The following is a 16820-nucleotide window of genomic DNA, read 5'->3' as shown; positions in this document are numbered from 1 at the left end:
CGACTTCCTGGCGACGTTACCCGAGCCTGGGGCGGACTCCGAGTACCGCAGTGCCGACGCGCACATGTGTCGCACCGGCCGCCACCGCCTCTTCGAGATCCGCACTCATCCCTGCCGACACCATGTTCGCAGTCGGATGAGCTCGGCGCAGGTCAGTCGACAAATCCATCAACCGCTCGAACGCCGCCTGTTGGCGCCCGGCGTACTCCCCGGCAAGCGGAGCGACGGTCATGAGTCCGTCCAGTCGCAGCCCCGGAGCCTTGGCGATGAGGTCCGCCAACTCTTCGATTCCGCCCGGCGCCACACCACCTCTCTCACCTCTCAGGCTCTCAGCCGCGTCCAGCGCCACCTGGATGAGGCAGCCCACCTCGCGTTCCTGCCGTTCGGCCTCCCTGGAGAGGGCCGTCACCAGCTTGGAACGATCGACGGACTGCACTAGATCCGCGTAACCCACCACGGATCGCACCTTGTTGGTCTGCAATTGACCAACAAAATGCCAAACGAGGGGCAGATCCGAACATTCGGCGGCCTTGGGGGCCGCGTCCTGGTCGCGGTTCTCGGCGACGTGACGGACACCGAGTTCCGACAGGATCCGCACATCGCTCGCGGGATAGGTCTTGGTGACCACGATGAGTGTCACCTCTTCGCGCCCCCGCCCCGCGGCGGCGCACGCGGCGGCGATCCGCGCCTCCACTTTCGCCAGGTTCGCGGCGAGTTCGCCCTTACGGTCCGTCATTCGCTCTCAGTCCAACCAGACATATCCCGCGAGTCGCCCCGTGGTGCGGTCGCGGCGGTACGAGAAGTGGTCGCCCGACTCACGGGTGCACACCGGCGACTGCTCCCGGTTGCGCACGCCGAGTCGTGCGAGCTGCGCGTGCACTCCGGCGGCGACGTCCACCGCCGGGGTGCCCCAACTCGTCTCGGTGTGCGCCGTCGGTTCCACGGCGGCCACTTCGGCGCGCATCGCCTCCGGCACCTCGTAGCACCGACCGCACACGGTGGGCCCGGTGCGGGCGATGATCCGGGCCGGGTCGGCGCCCAGTTCGGTCATCGCGCGTAGCGCGGCCGGAACGACTCCGGCGACCATGCCGGGCCGGCCGGCGTGGGCCGCGGCGGCGATCCCGGCGACCGGGTCGGCCAGCAGGACCGGCACGCAGTCGGCGGTGAGGACGGCGAGGGCGAGACCCCGCCGCGCCGTGACGATCGCGTCGACTTCGGGCACCGGACGATCACGCCACGGCCCGTCGACCACGGCGACGTCCGTCCCGTGCACCTGGTTCATCCAGACGACGGCACCGGGGTCGAGCCCGAGCGACTTGGCGGCCAGCTCCCGGTTGGTCAGTACGGCGTCGCTGTCGTCGCCGACCGCCCCGCCGAGGTTGAGCTCCTCATACGGAGCGGCGCTCACCCCGCCCCACCGGTCGGTGAAGGCGAAGTGCGCGCCGCTCACGGTGTCGCGCTGTCCTATCACGTCAGAAGGATCACTTAAGGAAGTCCGGGACGTCCAGTTCCTCGGCCGCGCTGTCGGCGTAGGTCCGCGACGGCGGGACCGGCGGGGCGACCGGAATGTCGGCGACCGGCTCCGGTGCGGCCGGAGGCTCGGGCTCCTCCTTCGGCTTGACGCTGCCGAGCGAGCCGAACGACGGACGGCTCTCGGGCTGCCGTACCGGAGTGGGCTCCTCGCGGCGGGCCGAGGACGAGGTCGAGCCGAGGACGTTGTCCCGGCGGGCCGGCGGCTGGCCTCCGTCGAAGCCGGCCGCGATCACGGTGACCCGGACCTCGTCGCCGAGGGCGTCGTCGATGACCGCGCCGAAGATGATGTTGGCCTCGGGGTGGGCGGCCTCGCTGACCAGCTGGGCGGCCTCGTTGATCTCGAACAGGCCGAGGTCGGAGCCGCCGGAGATGGAGAGCAGCACGCCCCGGGCGCCGTCGATGGACGCCTCCAGCAGCGGCGAGGAGATCGCCATCTCGGCCGCGGCCACCGCGCGGTCGTCGCCGCGGGCCGAGCCGATGCCCATGAGGGCCGAACCGGCCTCGGACATGACCGACTTGACGTCGGCGAAGTCGAGGTTGATGAGGCCGGGGGTGGTGATGAGGTCGGTGATGCCCTGGACACCGGAGAGCAGGACCTGGTCGGCCGACTTGAAGGCGTCGAGCACCGAGACCTGGCGGTCCGAGATGGACAGCAGCCGGTCGTTCGGGATGACGATGAGGGTGTCGACCTCTTCGCGGAGCTCGGCGATGCCGTCCTCGGCCTGGTTCGCGCGGCGCCGTCCCTCGAAGGTGAACGGGCGCGTGACCACGCCGATGGTGAGGGCGCCAAGAGAGCGTGCGATGTTGGCCACGACGGGCGCGCCGCCGGTGCCGGTGCCGCCGCCTTCACCGGCCGTCACGAAGACCATGTCGGCCCCCTTGAGGACCTCTTCGATCTCCTCGCGGTGGTCCTCGGCGGCCTTGCGGCCGACGGCCGGGTTCGCTCCGGCGCCGAGTCCGCGGGTGAGTTCGCGGCCGACGTCGAGCTTGACGTCGGCGTCGCTCATCAACAGAGCTTGCGCGTCAGTGTTGATGGCGATGAACTCGACGCCCTTGAGACCGACCTCGATCATCCGGTTGATGGCATTGACACCACCGCCGCCGACACCGATGACTTTGATGACTGCGAGGTAGTTCTGCGGTGCTGCCACGTCGAAGGCCTCTCGCCTCGAGTTACGGGTCGTCGGATCGCGGGGAGCGAGGTGCTTCGCGAACCGGCGACTGATGCCGAATGGGACGGTCCGTAGCGCCGACCCGAACCCTAACCCTGAAGTTTAGGGTTACCAGTGTGTCTGTTCCTTGAAGTCTTCTGAACAGGACACTAAGTCGACAAGTGGCGCACGTTCAACGAACACGCCGAACCTCCCGTTTTTCTTTTCACCCTATGTGATCAGCCATGTCGCTGCCCAACCAGGGTGCTGGCCTGCGCGAATGTGCGTCAACTCCCCGCTGACGCCGGGGCGGTGGGAACACTGACGTCGAAGTACCGCGCATCCGGCGAGGCTTTCATGAGAGCGGTGAGTGTGCGAGCCTTCGCGGCACCCTTCTCGCCACTGCCCCACCTGACGGTCCGGCCGTCGCCCAACTCCAGCGAGATGTCGTCGTAGGAACGGACCTTGACGACCTCGGTGGACCGCGCGACGGCGGCCGGAATGGCGCCGGCGACCCGCACCGCCTCCCGCACCAGACGGCCCTCTCCGAAGCGCCGCAGGCTCGCGGCGGCGGAGCTCGACCGGGACGGCGCCAATTCCAGTGCGGGGATGCCTTTCGGAGGCTCGGAAACCGTGGCGAAACGGACACCCTCATCGTCCACTTCGATGAAGTTTCCGCCCTTTTGGACAATCAGAACCGGAGTGCGCTCCACCACTTTCAGGCCGATTCCATGCGGCCAGGCACGGACCACGTCAATCGAGTCAATTCGGGGCAATTTCCGGCGCAGTCGTGCCGCAATCGCATCGGTGTCGACGGAAATCATGGGCTCCCCTACGGGGACGTCGGCGGCGTCATGGATCTGCCCGGGCGTCAGAACCCGGGTCCCGGAGACGGAAACGCGCTCCACGCGCAGCCACTGGGAGCCGTACAACGCCCATACGGAGCCCGCCCCGAGGAGCACCAGGATGACGGCAAGGATGATGATCGTACGAAGGCGGCGCAGCCTCAACCGCCGCCGGGCGAGGGGCGGGTCGGACGACTCCTGCTGGCGTTCACCGCGCTCCGCGGTCGTCTGTCCGGCCACGCTCCCTGCCCTCCGTCATGCGGTCCCTAACGGCGGTGCGAGGCGATCGCCTCGTACACCATGCCGACGAGCAGGTCGTCGGCGTCCCGGCGGCCGAACTCGCTTGCGGCGCGGGACATCTCGTACAGCCGGTGCGGGTCGGCGAGCACGGGCAGGACGTTCTGCTGCACCCACTCGGGCGTGAGTTCCGCGTCGTCGACCAGCAGTCCGCCGCCGGCCTTGACCACCGGCTGGGCGTTCAGCCGCTGTTCGCCGTTGCCGATGGGCAGCGGGACGTAGGCGGCCGGGAGTCCGACGGCGGAGAGTTCGGCGACGGTCATCGCGCCCGCGCGGCAGAGCATCATGTCGGCCGCGGCGTACGCGAGGTCCATACGATCCAGGTAACTTACCGGGATATAGGGGGGCATTCCCGGCATCTGGTGCACTTGCGGCAGTTCGTTCTTCGGGCCGACCGCGTGCAGGATCTGGATCCCGGCCTGCTGCAGCCAGGGCGCGACCTGCTGGACGACCTCGTTGAGGCGGCGGGCGCCCTGCGAGCCGCCGGAGACCAGCAGCGTCGGCAGGTTCGGGTCGAGCCCGAACATCGCGCGGGCCTCGGGGCGGGCGGCGGCCCGGTCGAGGGTGGCGATGGTGCGGCGCAGCGGGATGCCGATGTAGCGCGAGTTGCGGAGCTTGCTGTCCGGGGTGGAGACGGCGACCTGGGCGGCGTACCGCGAACCGATCTTGTTGGCCAGGCCCGGGCGGGCGTTGGCCTCGTGGATGACGATCGGCACGCCGAGGCGCTTGGCGGCGAGGTAGCCGGGCAGGGCGACATAGCCGCCGAAGCCGACGACGCAGTCCGCCTTGGTGCGCTCCAGGATCTGCTCGGTCGCCTTGATCGTGCCGCGCAGCCGGCCCGGGACGGTAATCAGCTCGGGCGTGGGCTTGCGCGGCAGGGGTACGGCGGGGATCAGCGCGAGCTCATAGCCCCGCTGCGGAACGAGCTTGGTCTCCAGGCCGCGCTCCGTGCCCAGGGCCGTGATCCCCACGGTCGGGTCCTGCCTGCGCAGGGCGTCCGCGAGGGCGAGCGCGGGCTCGATGTGGCCGGCGGTCCCCCCACCGGCGAGTACGACATGCACCGAAATTCACCGCTCTCCGGACGAACGCGCCGCCGAGGCACGCCGTCGCATCGTGTTCCATCTCCGAGGCCCCCGATCCTGCGCGGCGCCTCCCGCACGCTTTCTACCAAAGCGGGGTTGCCGCGCAGAAAGCGCCGCCCGCGCAGCGGGCTCGTCGCGCGCGAAGGCGATCAGCAGCCCGATGGCGAACATGGTCGGCAGCAGGGCGGACCCTCCGTAGGAGAACAGCGGGAGGGGGACGCCGGCGATCGGCAGCAGGCCGAGCACCGCACCGATGTTGATCACGGCTTGCGCGGTGATCCAGGTGGTCACGCCTCCCGCGGCGTACCTCACGAAGGGGTCCTCCGTGCGTCCGGCCACGCGGATACCCGCATAGCCTAGAGCCGCGAAGAGGGCGAGCACCGACAGCGTCCCCGACAGGCCCAGTTCCTCACCGGTGACGGCGAAGATGAAGTCGGTGTGGGCTTCGGGGAGTTGGCCCCATTTCTCCACACTTGCCCCTAGCCCGGAACCGAAAATTCCGCCGGAGGCGAGCGCATAGATGCCGTGCACGGCCTGCCAGCAGTCGACGGGGCCGGACTGCGGTTCGGTGGCGCCGAGGCACTGCAGGCGGGCCATCCGGTTCTCGCTGCTCTTGATCAGGAGCACGCCGATCACACCGGCGAACGACAGGACCCCCACGAACAGCCGGGTCGGCGCCCCCGCCAGCCACAGCAGGCCGAACAGGATCGCCGACAGCACGATCGCCGTACCCATGTCGCCGCCGAGCATGATCAGTCCGAGCAGCATGAAGGCGACCGGCACGAGCGGCACCAGCATGTGCTTCCACTGCGTCAGCAGCCTCTTGTCCTGCTTGCGGGCGATCAGGTCCGCGCCCCACAGCACCAGCGCGAGCTTGCCCAACTCGCTGGGCTGGATCTGGAAGGAGCCGCCGAGGGCGATCCAGTTCTGGTTGCCGTTGACCGCGACTCCTATCCCGGGCACCTGCACCAGGGCCATCAGGAAGACGGCGACGGCGAGGATCGGGTAGGCGAGCGCCCGGTGCAGCTTCACGGGCATCCGGGAGGCGGCGAACAGCAGCCCGGTGCCGATCGCCGCGGCCAGCAGCTGCTTGCGGAAGAAGTACGACCCCGGCAACGACATCTGCAGTGCCTTGATCTGGGAGGCCGAGTAGACCATCACCAGACCGAGCACGGTGATCAGCAGGCTGCCGCCGAGGATCAGGTAGTACGCGGTCAGCGGCCGGTCCCACGCCCGCTGCACGCGCGTGTACAGCCGTCGTACGGCGTTGTCGCTCGGCGGACGGGGAGGCTCGGGGCGGCGCCGGACGGCCCGCTGCACGGGAGGCCCTCCCGTACGGCTACCGGGCATCGGCGCTCACCACCTCGCCATGCGCGTACACACTGGCCGGCCACATCCGAGTCACGCGTCCCTCCAAGGGTCCCGAAGCACCCGAAGTGGCCGAGACCCGGCGTCAGGCGCCCGCGCCGAGTTCGCGAACCGCCTCCGCGAACACGTCACCGCGCTGGTTGTAGTTGGCGAACATGTCCATCGAGGCACAGGCCGGGGCAAGGAGCACCGTGTCGCCGGGCCGTGCGAGCCGCTGCGCTTCCTGGACTGCCGCGAGCATCGCCCCAGTGTCGGTCCGGTCGAGGTCGACGACGGGTACTTCCGGCGCGTGTCGCGCCAGGGCTTCACGGATCAGGCCACGATCGGCTCCGATGAGCACGGCCGCGCGAAGTCGCTTTGCCGACTTGGCGACCAGCTCCTCGAAGACGGCGCCCTTGGCGAGCCCGCCCGCGATCCACACGATGGACTCGTAGGCCGCCAACGACGCTTCCGCCGCGTGGGTGTTGGTCGCCTTGGAGTCGTCGACGTACGCGACCCCGTCCACGTCCGCCACGTGCGCGATGCGGTGCGCGTCCGGGGTGAAGGCCCGCAGCCCGTCCCGTACGGCCTTGGCGGGCACCCCGAAGGCCCGGGCGAGGGCCGCCGCCGCGAGGGCGTTGGCGATGTTGTGCGGGGCCGGCGGGTTGACGTCGGAGACCTCGGCTAGCTCCTGGGCGTTCTGCTGCCGGTTCTCGACGAAGGCGCGGTCGACCAGGATGCCCTCGACGACACCGAGTTGGGACGGGCCCGGGGTGCCGAGGGTGAAGCCGATGGCCCGGCAGCCCTCCTCGACGTCGGCCTCGCGCACCAGGTCCTCGGTGGCCTTGTCGGCGACGTTGTAGACGCAGGCGACGCGGTTGCCCTCGTAGATACGGCCCTTGTCGCGCGCGTACGCCTCCATGGAGCCGTGCCAGTCGAGGTGGTCGGGGGCGAGGTTCAGCACGGCCGCCGAGTGCGCCCGCAGCGAGGGCGCCCAGTGGAGCTGGTAGCTGGACAACTCCACGGCGAGAACGTCGTACTGCTCCTCGCCGAGCACGGCGTCGAGGAGGGAGACGCCGATGTTGCCGACGGCAGCGGTGCGCAGGCCCGCCGCCTTCAGGATCGAGGCCAGCATCTGGACGGTCGTGGTCTTGCCGTTGGTGCCGGTGACGGCGAGCCAGGGCGCGGCGTCGGGGCCGCGCAGCTGCCAGGCGAGTTCGACGTCGCCCCAGATCGGTACGCCGGCTTCCTGAGCCGCCGCGAACAGCGGCTTGTCCGGCTGCCAGCCCGGGGAGGTGACGATCAGCTCAGTGCCTTCGGGCAGGGTCGCGCCGTCGCCGAGGCGGACGGTGATACCGAGCGCCTCCAGTTCCTCGGCCTGGGCACGCGCGCGTGCGTCGTCGCCGTCGTTGACGACCGTGACGTTCGCCCCGCGCGCGTGCAGCACCTTGGCCGCCGGGATCCCGGAGACGCCGAGCCCGGCGACGGTGACGTTCTTCCCCTGCCAGTCGGTCACTTGTCCGCTGCCCATCCCGCGTAGAAGAGGCCCAGTCCGACGATCACACAGATGCCCTGAATGATCCAGAAGCGGACCACGACGAGCACTTCGGACCAGCCCTTGAGTTCGAAGTGGTGCTGGAGTGGCGCCATGCGGAAGACGCGCTTCCCGGTGAGCCGGAAGGAGCCGACCTGGATGACCACCGACATGGTGATGAGCACGAACAGGCCGCCGAGGATGGCGAGCAGCAGCTCGGTGCGCGAGCAGATGGCGAGACCGGCGAGCGCGCCGCCGAGGGCCAGCGAACCGGTGTCACCCATGAAGATCTTCGCGGGCGAGGTGTTCCACCACAGGAAGCCGAGGCAGGCGCCCATCAGCGCCGAGGAGACGACCGCGAGGTCGAGTGGATCGCGTACTTCGTAACAGGCGCCCGGGTTGGCGAGCGTCTGGGCGTTGGCGCAGGACTCCTGGAACTGCCAGACGCCGATGAACGTGTAGGCGCCGAAGACGAGCACGGAGGCGCCGGTGGCGAGGCCGTCCAGACCGTCCGTCAGGTTCACGCCGTTCGACATGGCGAGGATCATGAACAGCGCCCACACGACGAACAGCACCGGGCCGATGGACCAGCCGAAGTCCTGCACGAAGGACAGCTTGGTGGAGGCCGGGGTGTTGCCGCGGTTGTCCGCGAACTGCAGCGAGAGCACCGCGAAGGCGATACCGCCGAGCAGCTGGCCGGCCATCTTGGCCTTGGCCCGCAGGCCCAGCGAGCGACGCTTGACGATCTTGATGTAGTCGTCCAGGAAGCCGACCAGACCCATGCCGGCCATCAGACCGAGCACCAGGACGCCGGAGAACGTCGGCGGCTTGCCGGTGATCAGCTTGGACAGGAAGTACGCGGCGATCGTCGCCAGGATGAAGGCGATACCACCCATGGTCGGCGTACCGCGCTTGCTGTGGTGCTCGCGCGGGCCGTCGTCACGGATGTACTGGCCGTAGCCCTTGCGGGCCAGCAGCTTGATCAGCAGCGGGGTGCCGACCAGGGTCAGGAAGAGGCCAATGACTCCTGAGAACAGGATCTGATTCATCATCGGGCTGCGACCTCACCCTCGGCACCGTCGAGGAGCGCCTGGGCAACGCTCTCCAGACCGACCGAACGGGACGCCTTCACGAGGACGACGTCCCCCGGGCGCAACTCGCTGCGCAACAGGTCGACCGCCGCCTGTGCGTCGGACACGTGCACCGACTCCTCACCCCACGAACCCTCGTTATATGCGCCCAGTTGCAGCCAGGACGCTTCCCTGCCCCCGACCGCGACGAGCTTGCCGACATTGAGCCGGACGGCGAGCCGCCCGACCGCGTCGTGCTCGGCGAGCGCCTCGTCCCCGAGCTCGGCCATCTTGCCGAGCACCGCCCACGTACGGCGCCCCTTGCCCATGGCTGCCAGCGCACGCAGAGCTGCCCGCATGGACTCGGGGTTCGCGTTGTAGGCGTCGTTGACGACCGTCACGCCGTCCGGACGCTCGGTGACCTCCATCCGCCAGCGGGAGAGGGAGCCCGCCTCGGAGAGCGCGGTGGCGATCTCTTCCGCGGACATGCCCAGCTCATGGGCGACGGCGGCCGCGGCGAGCGCGTTCGACACGTGGTGCTCACCGTACAGGCGCATGGTCACATCGCTTGCACCGGAGGGTGTGTGAAGGGTGAAAGCAGGCTGTCCGCTGTCCGTGAGTCTCACGTTCTCGGCGCGTACGTCCGCTTCGCCTGACTCTCCGAAAAGGATCACCTTCGCCTTCGTACGGGACGCCATGGCCCGTACGAGGGGATCGTCGGCGTTGAGGATCGCGGCGCCGCCGTCCTGCGCGGACGGCAGGCCCTCGACGAGCTCGCCCTTGGCCTGCGCGATCTGCTCACGGCCGCCGAACTCGCCGATGTGGGCGGTGCCGACGTTGAGCACGAGGCCGATCTTCGGCGGCGTCAGATCGGCGAGGTAGCGGATGTGGCCGATGCCGCGGGCGCCCATCTCCAGGACCAGGAACCTGGTCTCCTCGGTGGCGCTGAGGGCGGTGAGCGGCAGCCCGATCTCGTTGTTGAGCGAGCCCGGCGTCCACACGGTGGGCGCCTTGCGCTGGAGGACCTGGGCGATCAGGTCCTTGGTGCTGGTCTTGCCCGCCGAGCCGGTCAGGGCGACGAGGGTCGCGCCGAGCCGTCGTACGACATGACGGGCGAGGGCACCGAGGGCCGTCTGGACGTCGTCCACGACGATCGCGGGGACGCCCACGGGGCGGGAGGCCAGGACGGCGGCTGCACCCGCCGCCACGACCGCTTCCGCGAAGTCGTGGCCGTCCACGCGCTCCCCGGCGAAGGCGACGAAGAGGCTGCCGGGCTCCACTTCACGGGAGTCCCGGACGACCGGTCCGGTGACCTGGACGGACGGATCCGGTATGTCGTGCGTCTGCCCGCCGACGACTTCAGCGATCTCGGCGAGAGAGAGGGCGATCACAAGTTCATCCCTGGGTCTTCTGGATAGCTTCGCGAAGCACCTGGCGGTCGTCGAAGGGACGCACCACCCCGGCGATGTCCTGGCCCTGCTCATGGCCCTTGCCCGCGACCAGCACGGTGTCGCCGGGCTCGGCGCGGGCGACGGCTGCGGCGATCGCGGCGGCCCGGTCCTCGAAGACCTGGACCTCGCCACGCTCGTGTACTGGCACGGACGCCGCGCCCTGGAGCATGGTTGCGAGAATCGCGAGCGGGTCCTCGGAGCGGGGGTTGTCGGAGGTCAGTACGGCGGTGTCGGCGAGCCGGGCCGCGGCGGCGCCCATCGGGGCGCGCTTGGTCTGGTCCCGGTCGCCGCCGCAGCCGAGCACGACGTGCAGCCTGCCCTCGGTGACCTTGCGGAGCGCCTTGAGCACCGATTCGACGGCGTCGGTCTTGTGGGCGTAGTCCACGACCGCGAGATACGGCTGCCCGGCGTCCACCCGCTCGAGCCGGCCCGGCACGCCGGGTACGGCGGCGATGCCGTCGGCGGCGGCCTGCGGGTCGAGGCCGGCCGCGGCCAGGGCGACGATGGCGGCGAGGGTGTTCGCCACGTTGAAGGGGCCCGCGATCGGCGACCTGGCGGCGATCCGCTCGCCCTTGGGCCCGATCACGGTGAACGTCGAGTCCATGGGGCCGATCTCGACGTCCTCGGCGCGCCAGTCGGCGTCGGGGTGCCCCTCGGCGGAGAAGGTGACGACCGGGACGGTGGCTTCCTTGGCGAGCCTGCGGCCGTACTCGTCGTCGAGGTTGACGACGCCGAGTTTGCTGCGTTTCGGCGTGAACAGCTGCGCCTTGGCCCGGAAGTAGTCCTCCATGTCGGAGTGGAACTCCATGTGTTCCGGGCTGAGGTTGGTGAACACGGCGATGTCGAAGACGCAGCCGTCCACGCGGCCGAGGACCAGCGCGTGGCTGGAGACCTCCATGGCGACCGCCTCGACGCCGCGTTCGCGCATGACGGCGAACAGGGCCTGCAGGTCGGTGGCTTCGGGGGTGGTGCGCTCGGACTTGATGCGCTCGTCGCCGATGCGCATCTCGACCGTGCCGATGAGTCCGGTGGCCCGGGCGGTCCTGAGGCCGCCCTCGACCAGGTACGCGGTCGTGGTCTTGCCGGAGGTGCCCGTGATGCCGATCTGCAGCAGGTCGCGGCCGGGGTGGCCGTAGATCGTCGCCGCGAGTTCGCCCATCCGGCCGCGCGGGTCCTCCACGACCAGGGCCGGCAGGCCGGTCTCGGCGGCGCGCCCGGCGCCGGTCGGGTCGGTCAGCACGGCTGCCGCTCCGAGGCCGGCGGCCTGCGTGACGAAGTCGGCGCCGTGCAGGCGGGCGCCCGGGAGGGCGGCGTACAGGTCGCCGGGGCGGACGGCACGCGAGTCATGGGTGATGCCCGTGACCTCGGCGGCGCTCTCCGGGTGGTCCGGCGCGGCGACACCCAGCTGGTCGGCGAGTTCCGCGAGGGGTGTGGCGGAGACCTGGGCCGGCCTGGGCGGTCCCGGGTATGTCACGGGATGCCCCTTCTGGGTGGTTTGGGACTGATCAGCGTGTGGCACGGCGGTGAGCGTACCCGGCGCACCGGCTTCGGAGCGAAGTGAGGGGCTGGGCATGCTCTGGTTCCCGGAGTCGGGAGTGATCGTTGTCACGAGGTGGTTCCTGGCTGCTCGGTGCTGATCAGGGTGGTCAGGGTTTGAAGCTGACCGGGAGCTTCGCGGGCTTGGCTCCGGTCGGCGGGACCTGGAGGGTCTTCAGCGCGAACTCCATGACCTTCTTGTAGATGGGTCCGCAGATCTGGCCGCCGAAGTAGTTGCCGGCGGTGGCGTTCTGGATCGCGCAGTAGACCGTGATGCGGGGTTTGTCGGCGGGCGCGAAGCCGGCGAACGACGACGTGTAGCCGCGGTACCTGCCGGTGGCCGGATCCACACGGTTCGCCGTACCCGTCTTGCCCGCGACCCGGTAGCCGGGGATGCGCGCCTTGGTGCCGGTGCCCTCCCTGTCGTCCACGACCGACTCCAGCATCTGGGCGAGGGTCTTCGCCGTCTTGGCGCTGATCACTCTGGTCTTCTTGGGCTTCGAGGCCGGGGTGAACTGCCCGTCGGGTCCCTTGGTGCCGCGCACGAGTGTGGGCTCGACGCGCACGCCGCCGTTGGCGACCGTCGAATAGACGGAGGCCGCCTGCATCGCGTTGATGGACACGCCCTGGCCGAAAGGAATCGTGTACTGCTGCGAAGTCGACCAGGTGCCCGGGGCGGCGAGGATGCCCGGGGTCTCACCCGGGAAGCCGAGCCCGGTGGGGCTGCCGAAGCCGAACTTGCGCAGGTAGTCGTACAGGATCCGGTTGGACTGCTTCTGCGTCTTGCCCAGCTGGCCGGTGGCCAGGATGGTGCCGATGTTGCTGGACTTGGCGAGTACGCCGTTGAGCGTCAGGTACCAGGTCGGGTGGTCGATGTCGTCCTTGAAGAGCCGGTCGCCGCGGTGCAGCCGGTTGGGTACGACGACGTTCGTACCGGGTGTGGCCACGCCCTCCTCCAGTACGGCGGCCATGGAGATGACCTTCGCGGTGGAGCCTGGCTCGTAGGCGTCCTGGACGGCCGCGTTGCCGAGGTTCGCGGCGCTGGCCGCGGAGAGGTCGTTCGGGTCGAAGCCGGGCGAGTTGGCCATTGCGAGGACCTCGCCGGTCTGCGTGTCCTGGACGATCACATAGCCGCGGTCCGCCTGGGACTTCGCCACCTGTTCGCTGATCGCGTTCTGCGCGGCCCACTGGATGTCGCGGTCGATGGTGAGCTCGACCTCGCTGCCGGGTACGGCGGGTGTCTCGGTGGAGTTCACGGTGGGCACCTGCCGGCCGCCGGACTGGGCGTAGCGGATCTCGCCGTCCTTGCCGGACAGTTCCTTGTTCAGCTGCTGCTCGACGCCGCCGCCGCCCTTGCCGTCGGCGTTGACCCAGCCCAGTATCCCGGCGGCGAGGTCGCCGTTCGGGTACACGCGCTTGCTGCTGGCGACGGCGAGGACGCCCGCGAGGACGTTGACCGTGCTCTTGTCCTTCTCCGCCTTGGTGGCCAGCGCGTTCTTCAGGTCCTTGATCTGCTTCCAGACCTGCGGGGTCCGGCGGCTCGCCAGCAGGGCGTAGCGCAGGTTCTCGTTCTCCGGCCGGAGCTTCTTGACGATCGCCGCCTGGTCCTGGCCGAGGATCGGCGCGAGAAGGGCGGCCGCCTGCTCGGGACCGTCGTCGATCTTCAGCTGCTCGCGGCTGAACAGCGTGGGGTCGGCCGTGATGTCGTACGCGTCCACGCTGGTCGCCAGCGCCACACCGTTGCGGTCGGTGATGGCGCCGCGCTCCGCGGCCAGGGTGTAGCCGACGTACCGGTTCCGCTCGGCCTTGGCGGCGTACGTGGCCGCGTCGACGCCCTGCACCTGGAGCAGTCGTACGACGAACGCGATCAGGACGAGGGTCAGGGCCAGGCTCACCATGCGCAGCCGGGGGCGTGGACTGCCGAGCCGGATGATGCGGGGGCCCGGGCCGCGGGACGGTGCCGGGCGGCGGGCCGGGCGGGCGCCGGCGCCCGGGCGCCGTTGGGTGCCGCCGGAGCGGGCGGGCTTCGCGGGTCCGGGCACCCGACGGCGGGGCGCTTCCCTGTCGGACACTTCCGTCACCTGCCGGGGGTCGGATACGTCGAGTACGGGGTGGACTGCTGGGCGGGGGGCGCGTACTGAGGCGTGGTGGGCGTGGCCTCGGGGGACGCGTAATGGGGTGCGGTGGGGGTGGCCCCGGTGAACGGCGTGGCGGACATCGGGGTCACGCCGGTCGCGGGCGGCAGAGTGGGCTCGCCGACGAGTGCCTCGGGGGCGAGGATCAGCGGCACGTACGCGGAGGTCTGGTCGGCCGGGGCCGGGCTGGGTACGCCCTTGACCGTGCCGTCCGGTTCGAGGAAGGCGGGGTCGCCGCCGGGGACCATGCCGAGTTCGCGGGCGCGGCGCTGGAGGGCGTCGGGGGCGGAGTAGGCGTCGATGTCCCGCTGGAGGGACTGCTCCTCGTCGGTGAGGGCCTTGGTGTCCCTCTTCAGGTCGTCGAGTCTGAACGCGCCTTCGCTGAGGGCGGAGTTCAGGACGAGAAGCCCGATGAGGCCGCCGCCGAGGAGCAGGACGACGAGGAGGACGAAGGGGGTGCGGGCGGCCCGTGCGCGCCCTGCTGGAATGAGTCGCGCGAGCCGGGCGGCACGCCCCCTCAGTTCGGGATTCCTACTCACTCACCCTCCCCCGGGTCCGGTTCTCCCACTCATGGGCGTACATCGCGGACACGTGGGTTTGGATTCTGGACCCGCTGGTCCGAACTCCGGAACCGTGGATCCGGACTCCGGAACCGTGGGTTTGAATCCCGGCCCCGGACGCCCGCCCGTGCCTCACGCCCCTCATTCGATGGACTCCCTGATGCGCTCGGCCCCGCGCAGGCGCGCTGGTGCCGCGCGCCGGTTCTCGGCGACCTCTTCCTCGGTGGGAAGTTCGGCACCGCGCGTCAGCAGCTTGAGCCGGGGCTGGTACTGCTCGGGCACGACGGGCAGCCCGGGCGGGGCGGTGCTGGCGGCGCCGGCCGCGAACACCTGCTTGACCAGCCGGTCCTCCAGCGAGTGGTACGACAGGACGGCGATCCGTCCGCCGACGGCGAGAGCCTCCACGGCGGCCGGGATCGCCCGCTCCAGGACGGAGAGCTCGCCGTTGACCTCGATGCGCAGCGCCTGGAAGGTGCGCTTGGCCGGATTGCCTCCGGTGCGCTTGGCGGCCTGCGGCAGCGCGTCCCGGATCAGCTCCACCAGCCGCGCGCTGTTGCTGAACGGCTCCTTCTCCCGCTCGCGCACGATCGCGGCAACGATCCGCTTGGCCTGCTTCTCCTCGCCGTACGCGCGCAGGATCCGGACCAGCTCGCCGGCCGGGTAGGTGTTGAGGACCTCTGCGGCGCTGATGCCGGTCGTCTGGTCCATGCGCATGTCCAGGGGGGCGTCCTGGGCGTAGGCGAAGCCTCGGTCGGCCTCGTCGAGCTGCATGGAGGAGACGCCGAGGTCGAACAGGACGCCCTGCACGCGCGCGATGCCGAGCCGGTCCAGGACGTCGGGGAGCTCGTCGTAGACGGCGTGGACGAGGGTCGCGCGCTCACCGTAGGGCGCGAGCCGCTCGCCGGACAGCCGCAGGGCCTCCTTGTCCCGGTCGAGGGCGACGAGCCGGGCCTCGGGGAACTGCTGGAGCAGGGCCTCGCTGTGGCCGCCGAGCCCGAGCGTGCAGTCGACGACCACCGCTCCCGGCCGCTGCAGGGCGGGGGCCAACAGGTCCAGGCACCGCTGGAGCATCACCGGGACATGTCGACTCTGGCTCAAGGGGCCCTCTCAGATCCGACGGGCCCGTACGCACTGCCGGGTCCCCGCCCGCTCGTGAAGGGGAGGCCTGCCGGCGCCGAGAGCGTCAGCCGACCGGGAGCGGGAGGAGGCCGAGCCGTACGTACGCGCCGCGCACGCGGGGAGATCTCCGGACAATCGCCGGGGTCTCCAGGAAAATCACAGCAGGGAGAGCCGCCCCTCCCGCTTCGCGTCACTTTAGTCCACGGTGTCGCGCGGTCAATCAACCGGCCTGCGCGTCGCGCTCCGGAGCGATCCGGACGCGGGAAGCCGGGAAAAATCACCCGCACGGCAACGCGCCCCTCACCCTTGTGGGTTACCTCACAGTGAGCGCGTGATAACGCTCTTTTTCCCTTCTCACGACAGGACCGGAAACGCTGTGACCAGTACCGTCGTGGGTATGACGACTTCTGCATCGGTTCCCGCTGCTCCCGAAGGTGCGATAGCCCCCCGCGGTACGGTCACCGACCGTCTCGTCGAGGCGAACGAGCGATACGCCTCCGCCTTCACCGACCCCGGTATGGACGCCCGCCCTGTGCTCCACGTCGCCATCGTCGCCTGCATGGACGCCCGTCTCGACCTGCACGCCGCGCTCGGTCTGGAACTCGGCGACTGCCACACCATCCGCAACGCGGGCGGCGTCGTCACCGACGACGTGATCCGCTCGCTCACCATCAGTCAGCGCAAGCTCGGCACCCGCAGCATCGTCCTGATCCACCACACCGGCTGCGGCCTGGAGGCGATCACCGAGGACTTCCGCACCGACCTGGAGATGGAGGTCGGCCAGCGGCCCGCCTGGGCGGTGGAGGCCTTCCGGGACGTGGACCAGGACGTGCGGCAGTCGATGCAGCGTGTGCGCACCTCGCCGTTCCTGCTGCACACCGACGACGTGCGGGGCTTCGTGTTCGACGTGAAGACCGGTCTGCTGCGCGAGATCGACCCCGCGTGACCATCCGCCACACCTGTCGTTTCGCTGTCAATGTGAGCTCGGGCCTGCCCAAAAGGCCGTAAGACCCGACATATCGCAGGCAGTTGTCCACAGGCGAGTGACACGAATCGGTAACGGCAGCAAGAATGCGGGTGTGGCAACACGCGGAACTTTTCACGCGTGGTGTCCGTGTTCCAGGGGTGGACCGGTCCGCGTCGTAAGCGTCGGCCCGGAA

The 16820-nt window shown here is 70.0% G+C and carries 14 protein-coding genes; 1 reads left to right on the top strand and 13 read right to left on the bottom strand.

Annotation, left to right across the window (positions count from 1 at the left end; translation table 11 throughout):
• Positions 1 to 16: 16 nt before the first annotated feature.
• The 13 genes from ACIBAG_RS16645 to rsmH form a co-directional block, all read right to left on the bottom strand.
• A complete protein-coding gene (locus tag ACIBAG_RS16645; protein ID WP_399105581.1) occupies positions 17 to 736 on the bottom strand; it encodes a YggS family pyridoxal phosphate-dependent enzyme in 720 nt (239 codons plus the stop codon).
• 6 nt (positions 737 to 742) lie between these two features.
• Positions 743 to 1471, bottom strand: a complete 729-nt coding sequence (gene pgeF / locus ACIBAG_RS16640) for a peptidoglycan editing factor PgeF (protein ID WP_399105579.1) — start codon at positions 1469 to 1471, stop codon at positions 743 to 745.
• Positions 1472 to 1481: 10 nt separating this feature from the next.
• On the bottom strand, positions 1482 to 2684 hold the full coding sequence (ftsZ, locus tag ACIBAG_RS16635) for a cell division protein FtsZ (protein ID WP_399105577.1): 1203 nt from the start codon (positions 2682 to 2684) through the stop codon (positions 1482 to 1484).
• 287 nt (positions 2685 to 2971) lie between these two features.
• Entirely contained in the window at positions 2972 to 3769 is a 798-nt protein-coding gene (locus ACIBAG_RS16630; RefSeq protein WP_399105575.1) for a cell division protein FtsQ/DivIB, read from the bottom strand.
• Positions 3770 to 3795: 26 nt separating this feature from the next.
• The gene (gene murG, locus ACIBAG_RS16625; protein ID WP_399105573.1) at positions 3796 to 4887 is read right to left on the bottom strand and encodes an undecaprenyldiphospho-muramoylpentapeptide beta-N-acetylglucosaminyltransferase; all 1092 of its coding nucleotides are present in this window, start codon (positions 4885 to 4887) and stop codon (positions 3796 to 3798) included.
• A gap of 6 nt (positions 4888 to 4893) precedes the next feature.
• The gene (gene ftsW / locus ACIBAG_RS16620) at positions 4894 to 6258 is read right to left on the bottom strand and encodes a putative lipid II flippase FtsW (RefSeq protein ID WP_399105571.1); all 1365 of its coding nucleotides are present in this window, start codon (positions 6256 to 6258) and stop codon (positions 4894 to 4896) included.
• Between the two features lie 103 nt (positions 6259 to 6361).
• Positions 6362 to 7786, bottom strand: a complete 1425-nt coding sequence (gene murD, locus ACIBAG_RS16615) for a UDP-N-acetylmuramoyl-L-alanine--D-glutamate ligase (RefSeq protein WP_399105569.1) — start codon at positions 7784 to 7786, stop codon at positions 6362 to 6364.
• Positions 7768 to 8841, bottom strand: coding sequence for a phospho-N-acetylmuramoyl-pentapeptide-transferase (mraY, locus tag ACIBAG_RS16610; RefSeq protein WP_399105567.1), 1074 nt, complete (start codon positions 8839 to 8841; stop codon positions 7768 to 7770). Before mraY ends, murD begins: the two co-directional genes overlap by 19 nt.
• Positions 8838 to 10250: a UDP-N-acetylmuramoyl-tripeptide--D-alanyl-D-alanine ligase gene (murF, locus tag ACIBAG_RS16605; protein WP_399105565.1), complete on the bottom strand. Its 1413-nt coding sequence runs from the start codon at positions 10248 to 10250 to the stop codon at positions 8838 to 8840. Before murF ends, mraY begins: the two co-directional genes overlap by 4 nt.
• 4 nt (positions 10251 to 10254) lie before the next feature.
• Positions 10255 to 11784 (bottom strand): UDP-N-acetylmuramoyl-L-alanyl-D-glutamate--2,6-diaminopimelate ligase, encoded by a 1530-nt coding sequence (locus ACIBAG_RS16600; protein ID WP_399105563.1) that lies wholly within the window; start codon positions 11782 to 11784, stop codon positions 10255 to 10257.
• Positions 11785 to 11956: 172 nt separating this feature from the next.
• Positions 11957 to 13918 (bottom strand): peptidoglycan D,D-transpeptidase FtsI family protein, encoded by a 1962-nt coding sequence (locus ACIBAG_RS16595; protein WP_399105561.1) that lies wholly within the window; start codon positions 13916 to 13918, stop codon positions 11957 to 11959.
• A 5-nt stretch (positions 13919 to 13923) separates the two neighbouring features.
• On the bottom strand, positions 13924 to 14520 hold the full coding sequence (locus ACIBAG_RS16590; protein ID WP_399105559.1) for a hypothetical protein: 597 nt from the start codon (positions 14518 to 14520) through the stop codon (positions 13924 to 13926).
• Positions 14521 to 14682: 162 nt separating this feature from the next.
• Entirely contained in the window at positions 14683 to 15639 is a 957-nt protein-coding gene (rsmH, locus tag ACIBAG_RS16585) for a 16S rRNA (cytosine(1402)-N(4))-methyltransferase RsmH (RefSeq protein WP_399105557.1), read from the bottom strand.
• A gap of 418 nt (positions 15640 to 16057) precedes the next feature.
• On the opposite strand from rsmH, the gene ACIBAG_RS16580 reads away from it, so the two are divergent.
• Positions 16058 to 16606 (top strand): beta-class carbonic anhydrase, encoded by a 549-nt coding sequence (locus tag ACIBAG_RS16580; protein WP_399105555.1) that lies wholly within the window; start codon positions 16058 to 16060, stop codon positions 16604 to 16606.
• Positions 16607 to 16820 lie beyond the last annotated feature (214 nt).

Source organism: Streptomyces sp. NPDC051243, from assembly GCF_044455405.1.
In the GTDB taxonomy this organism is placed as follows: domain Bacteria; phylum Actinomycetota; class Actinomycetes; order Streptomycetales; family Streptomycetaceae; genus Streptomyces.
Note: the sequence above shows the minus strand (reverse complement) of the source record. Positions and strands in the feature narration are given on the sequence as shown.

Coding starts and splice junctions, on each gene's coding strand:
- murD (WP_399105569.1), bottom strand. CDS start 7,786: ATGGGCAGCGGACAAGTGACCGACTGGCAGGGGAAGAACGTCACCGTC.
- ACIBAG_RS16645 (WP_399105581.1), bottom strand. CDS start 736: ATGACGGACCGTAAGGGCGAACTCGCCGCGAACCTGGCGAAAGTGGAG.
- ACIBAG_RS16580 (WP_399105555.1), top strand. CDS start 16,058: ATGACGACTTCTGCATCGGTTCCCGCTGCTCCCGAAGGTGCGATAGCC.
- ftsW (WP_399105571.1), bottom strand. CDS start 6,258: ATGCCCGGTAGCCGTACGGGAGGGCCTCCCGTGCAGCGGGCCGTCCGG.
- mraY (WP_399105567.1), bottom strand. CDS start 8,841: ATGATGAATCAGATCCTGTTCTCAGGAGTCATTGGCCTCTTCCTGACC.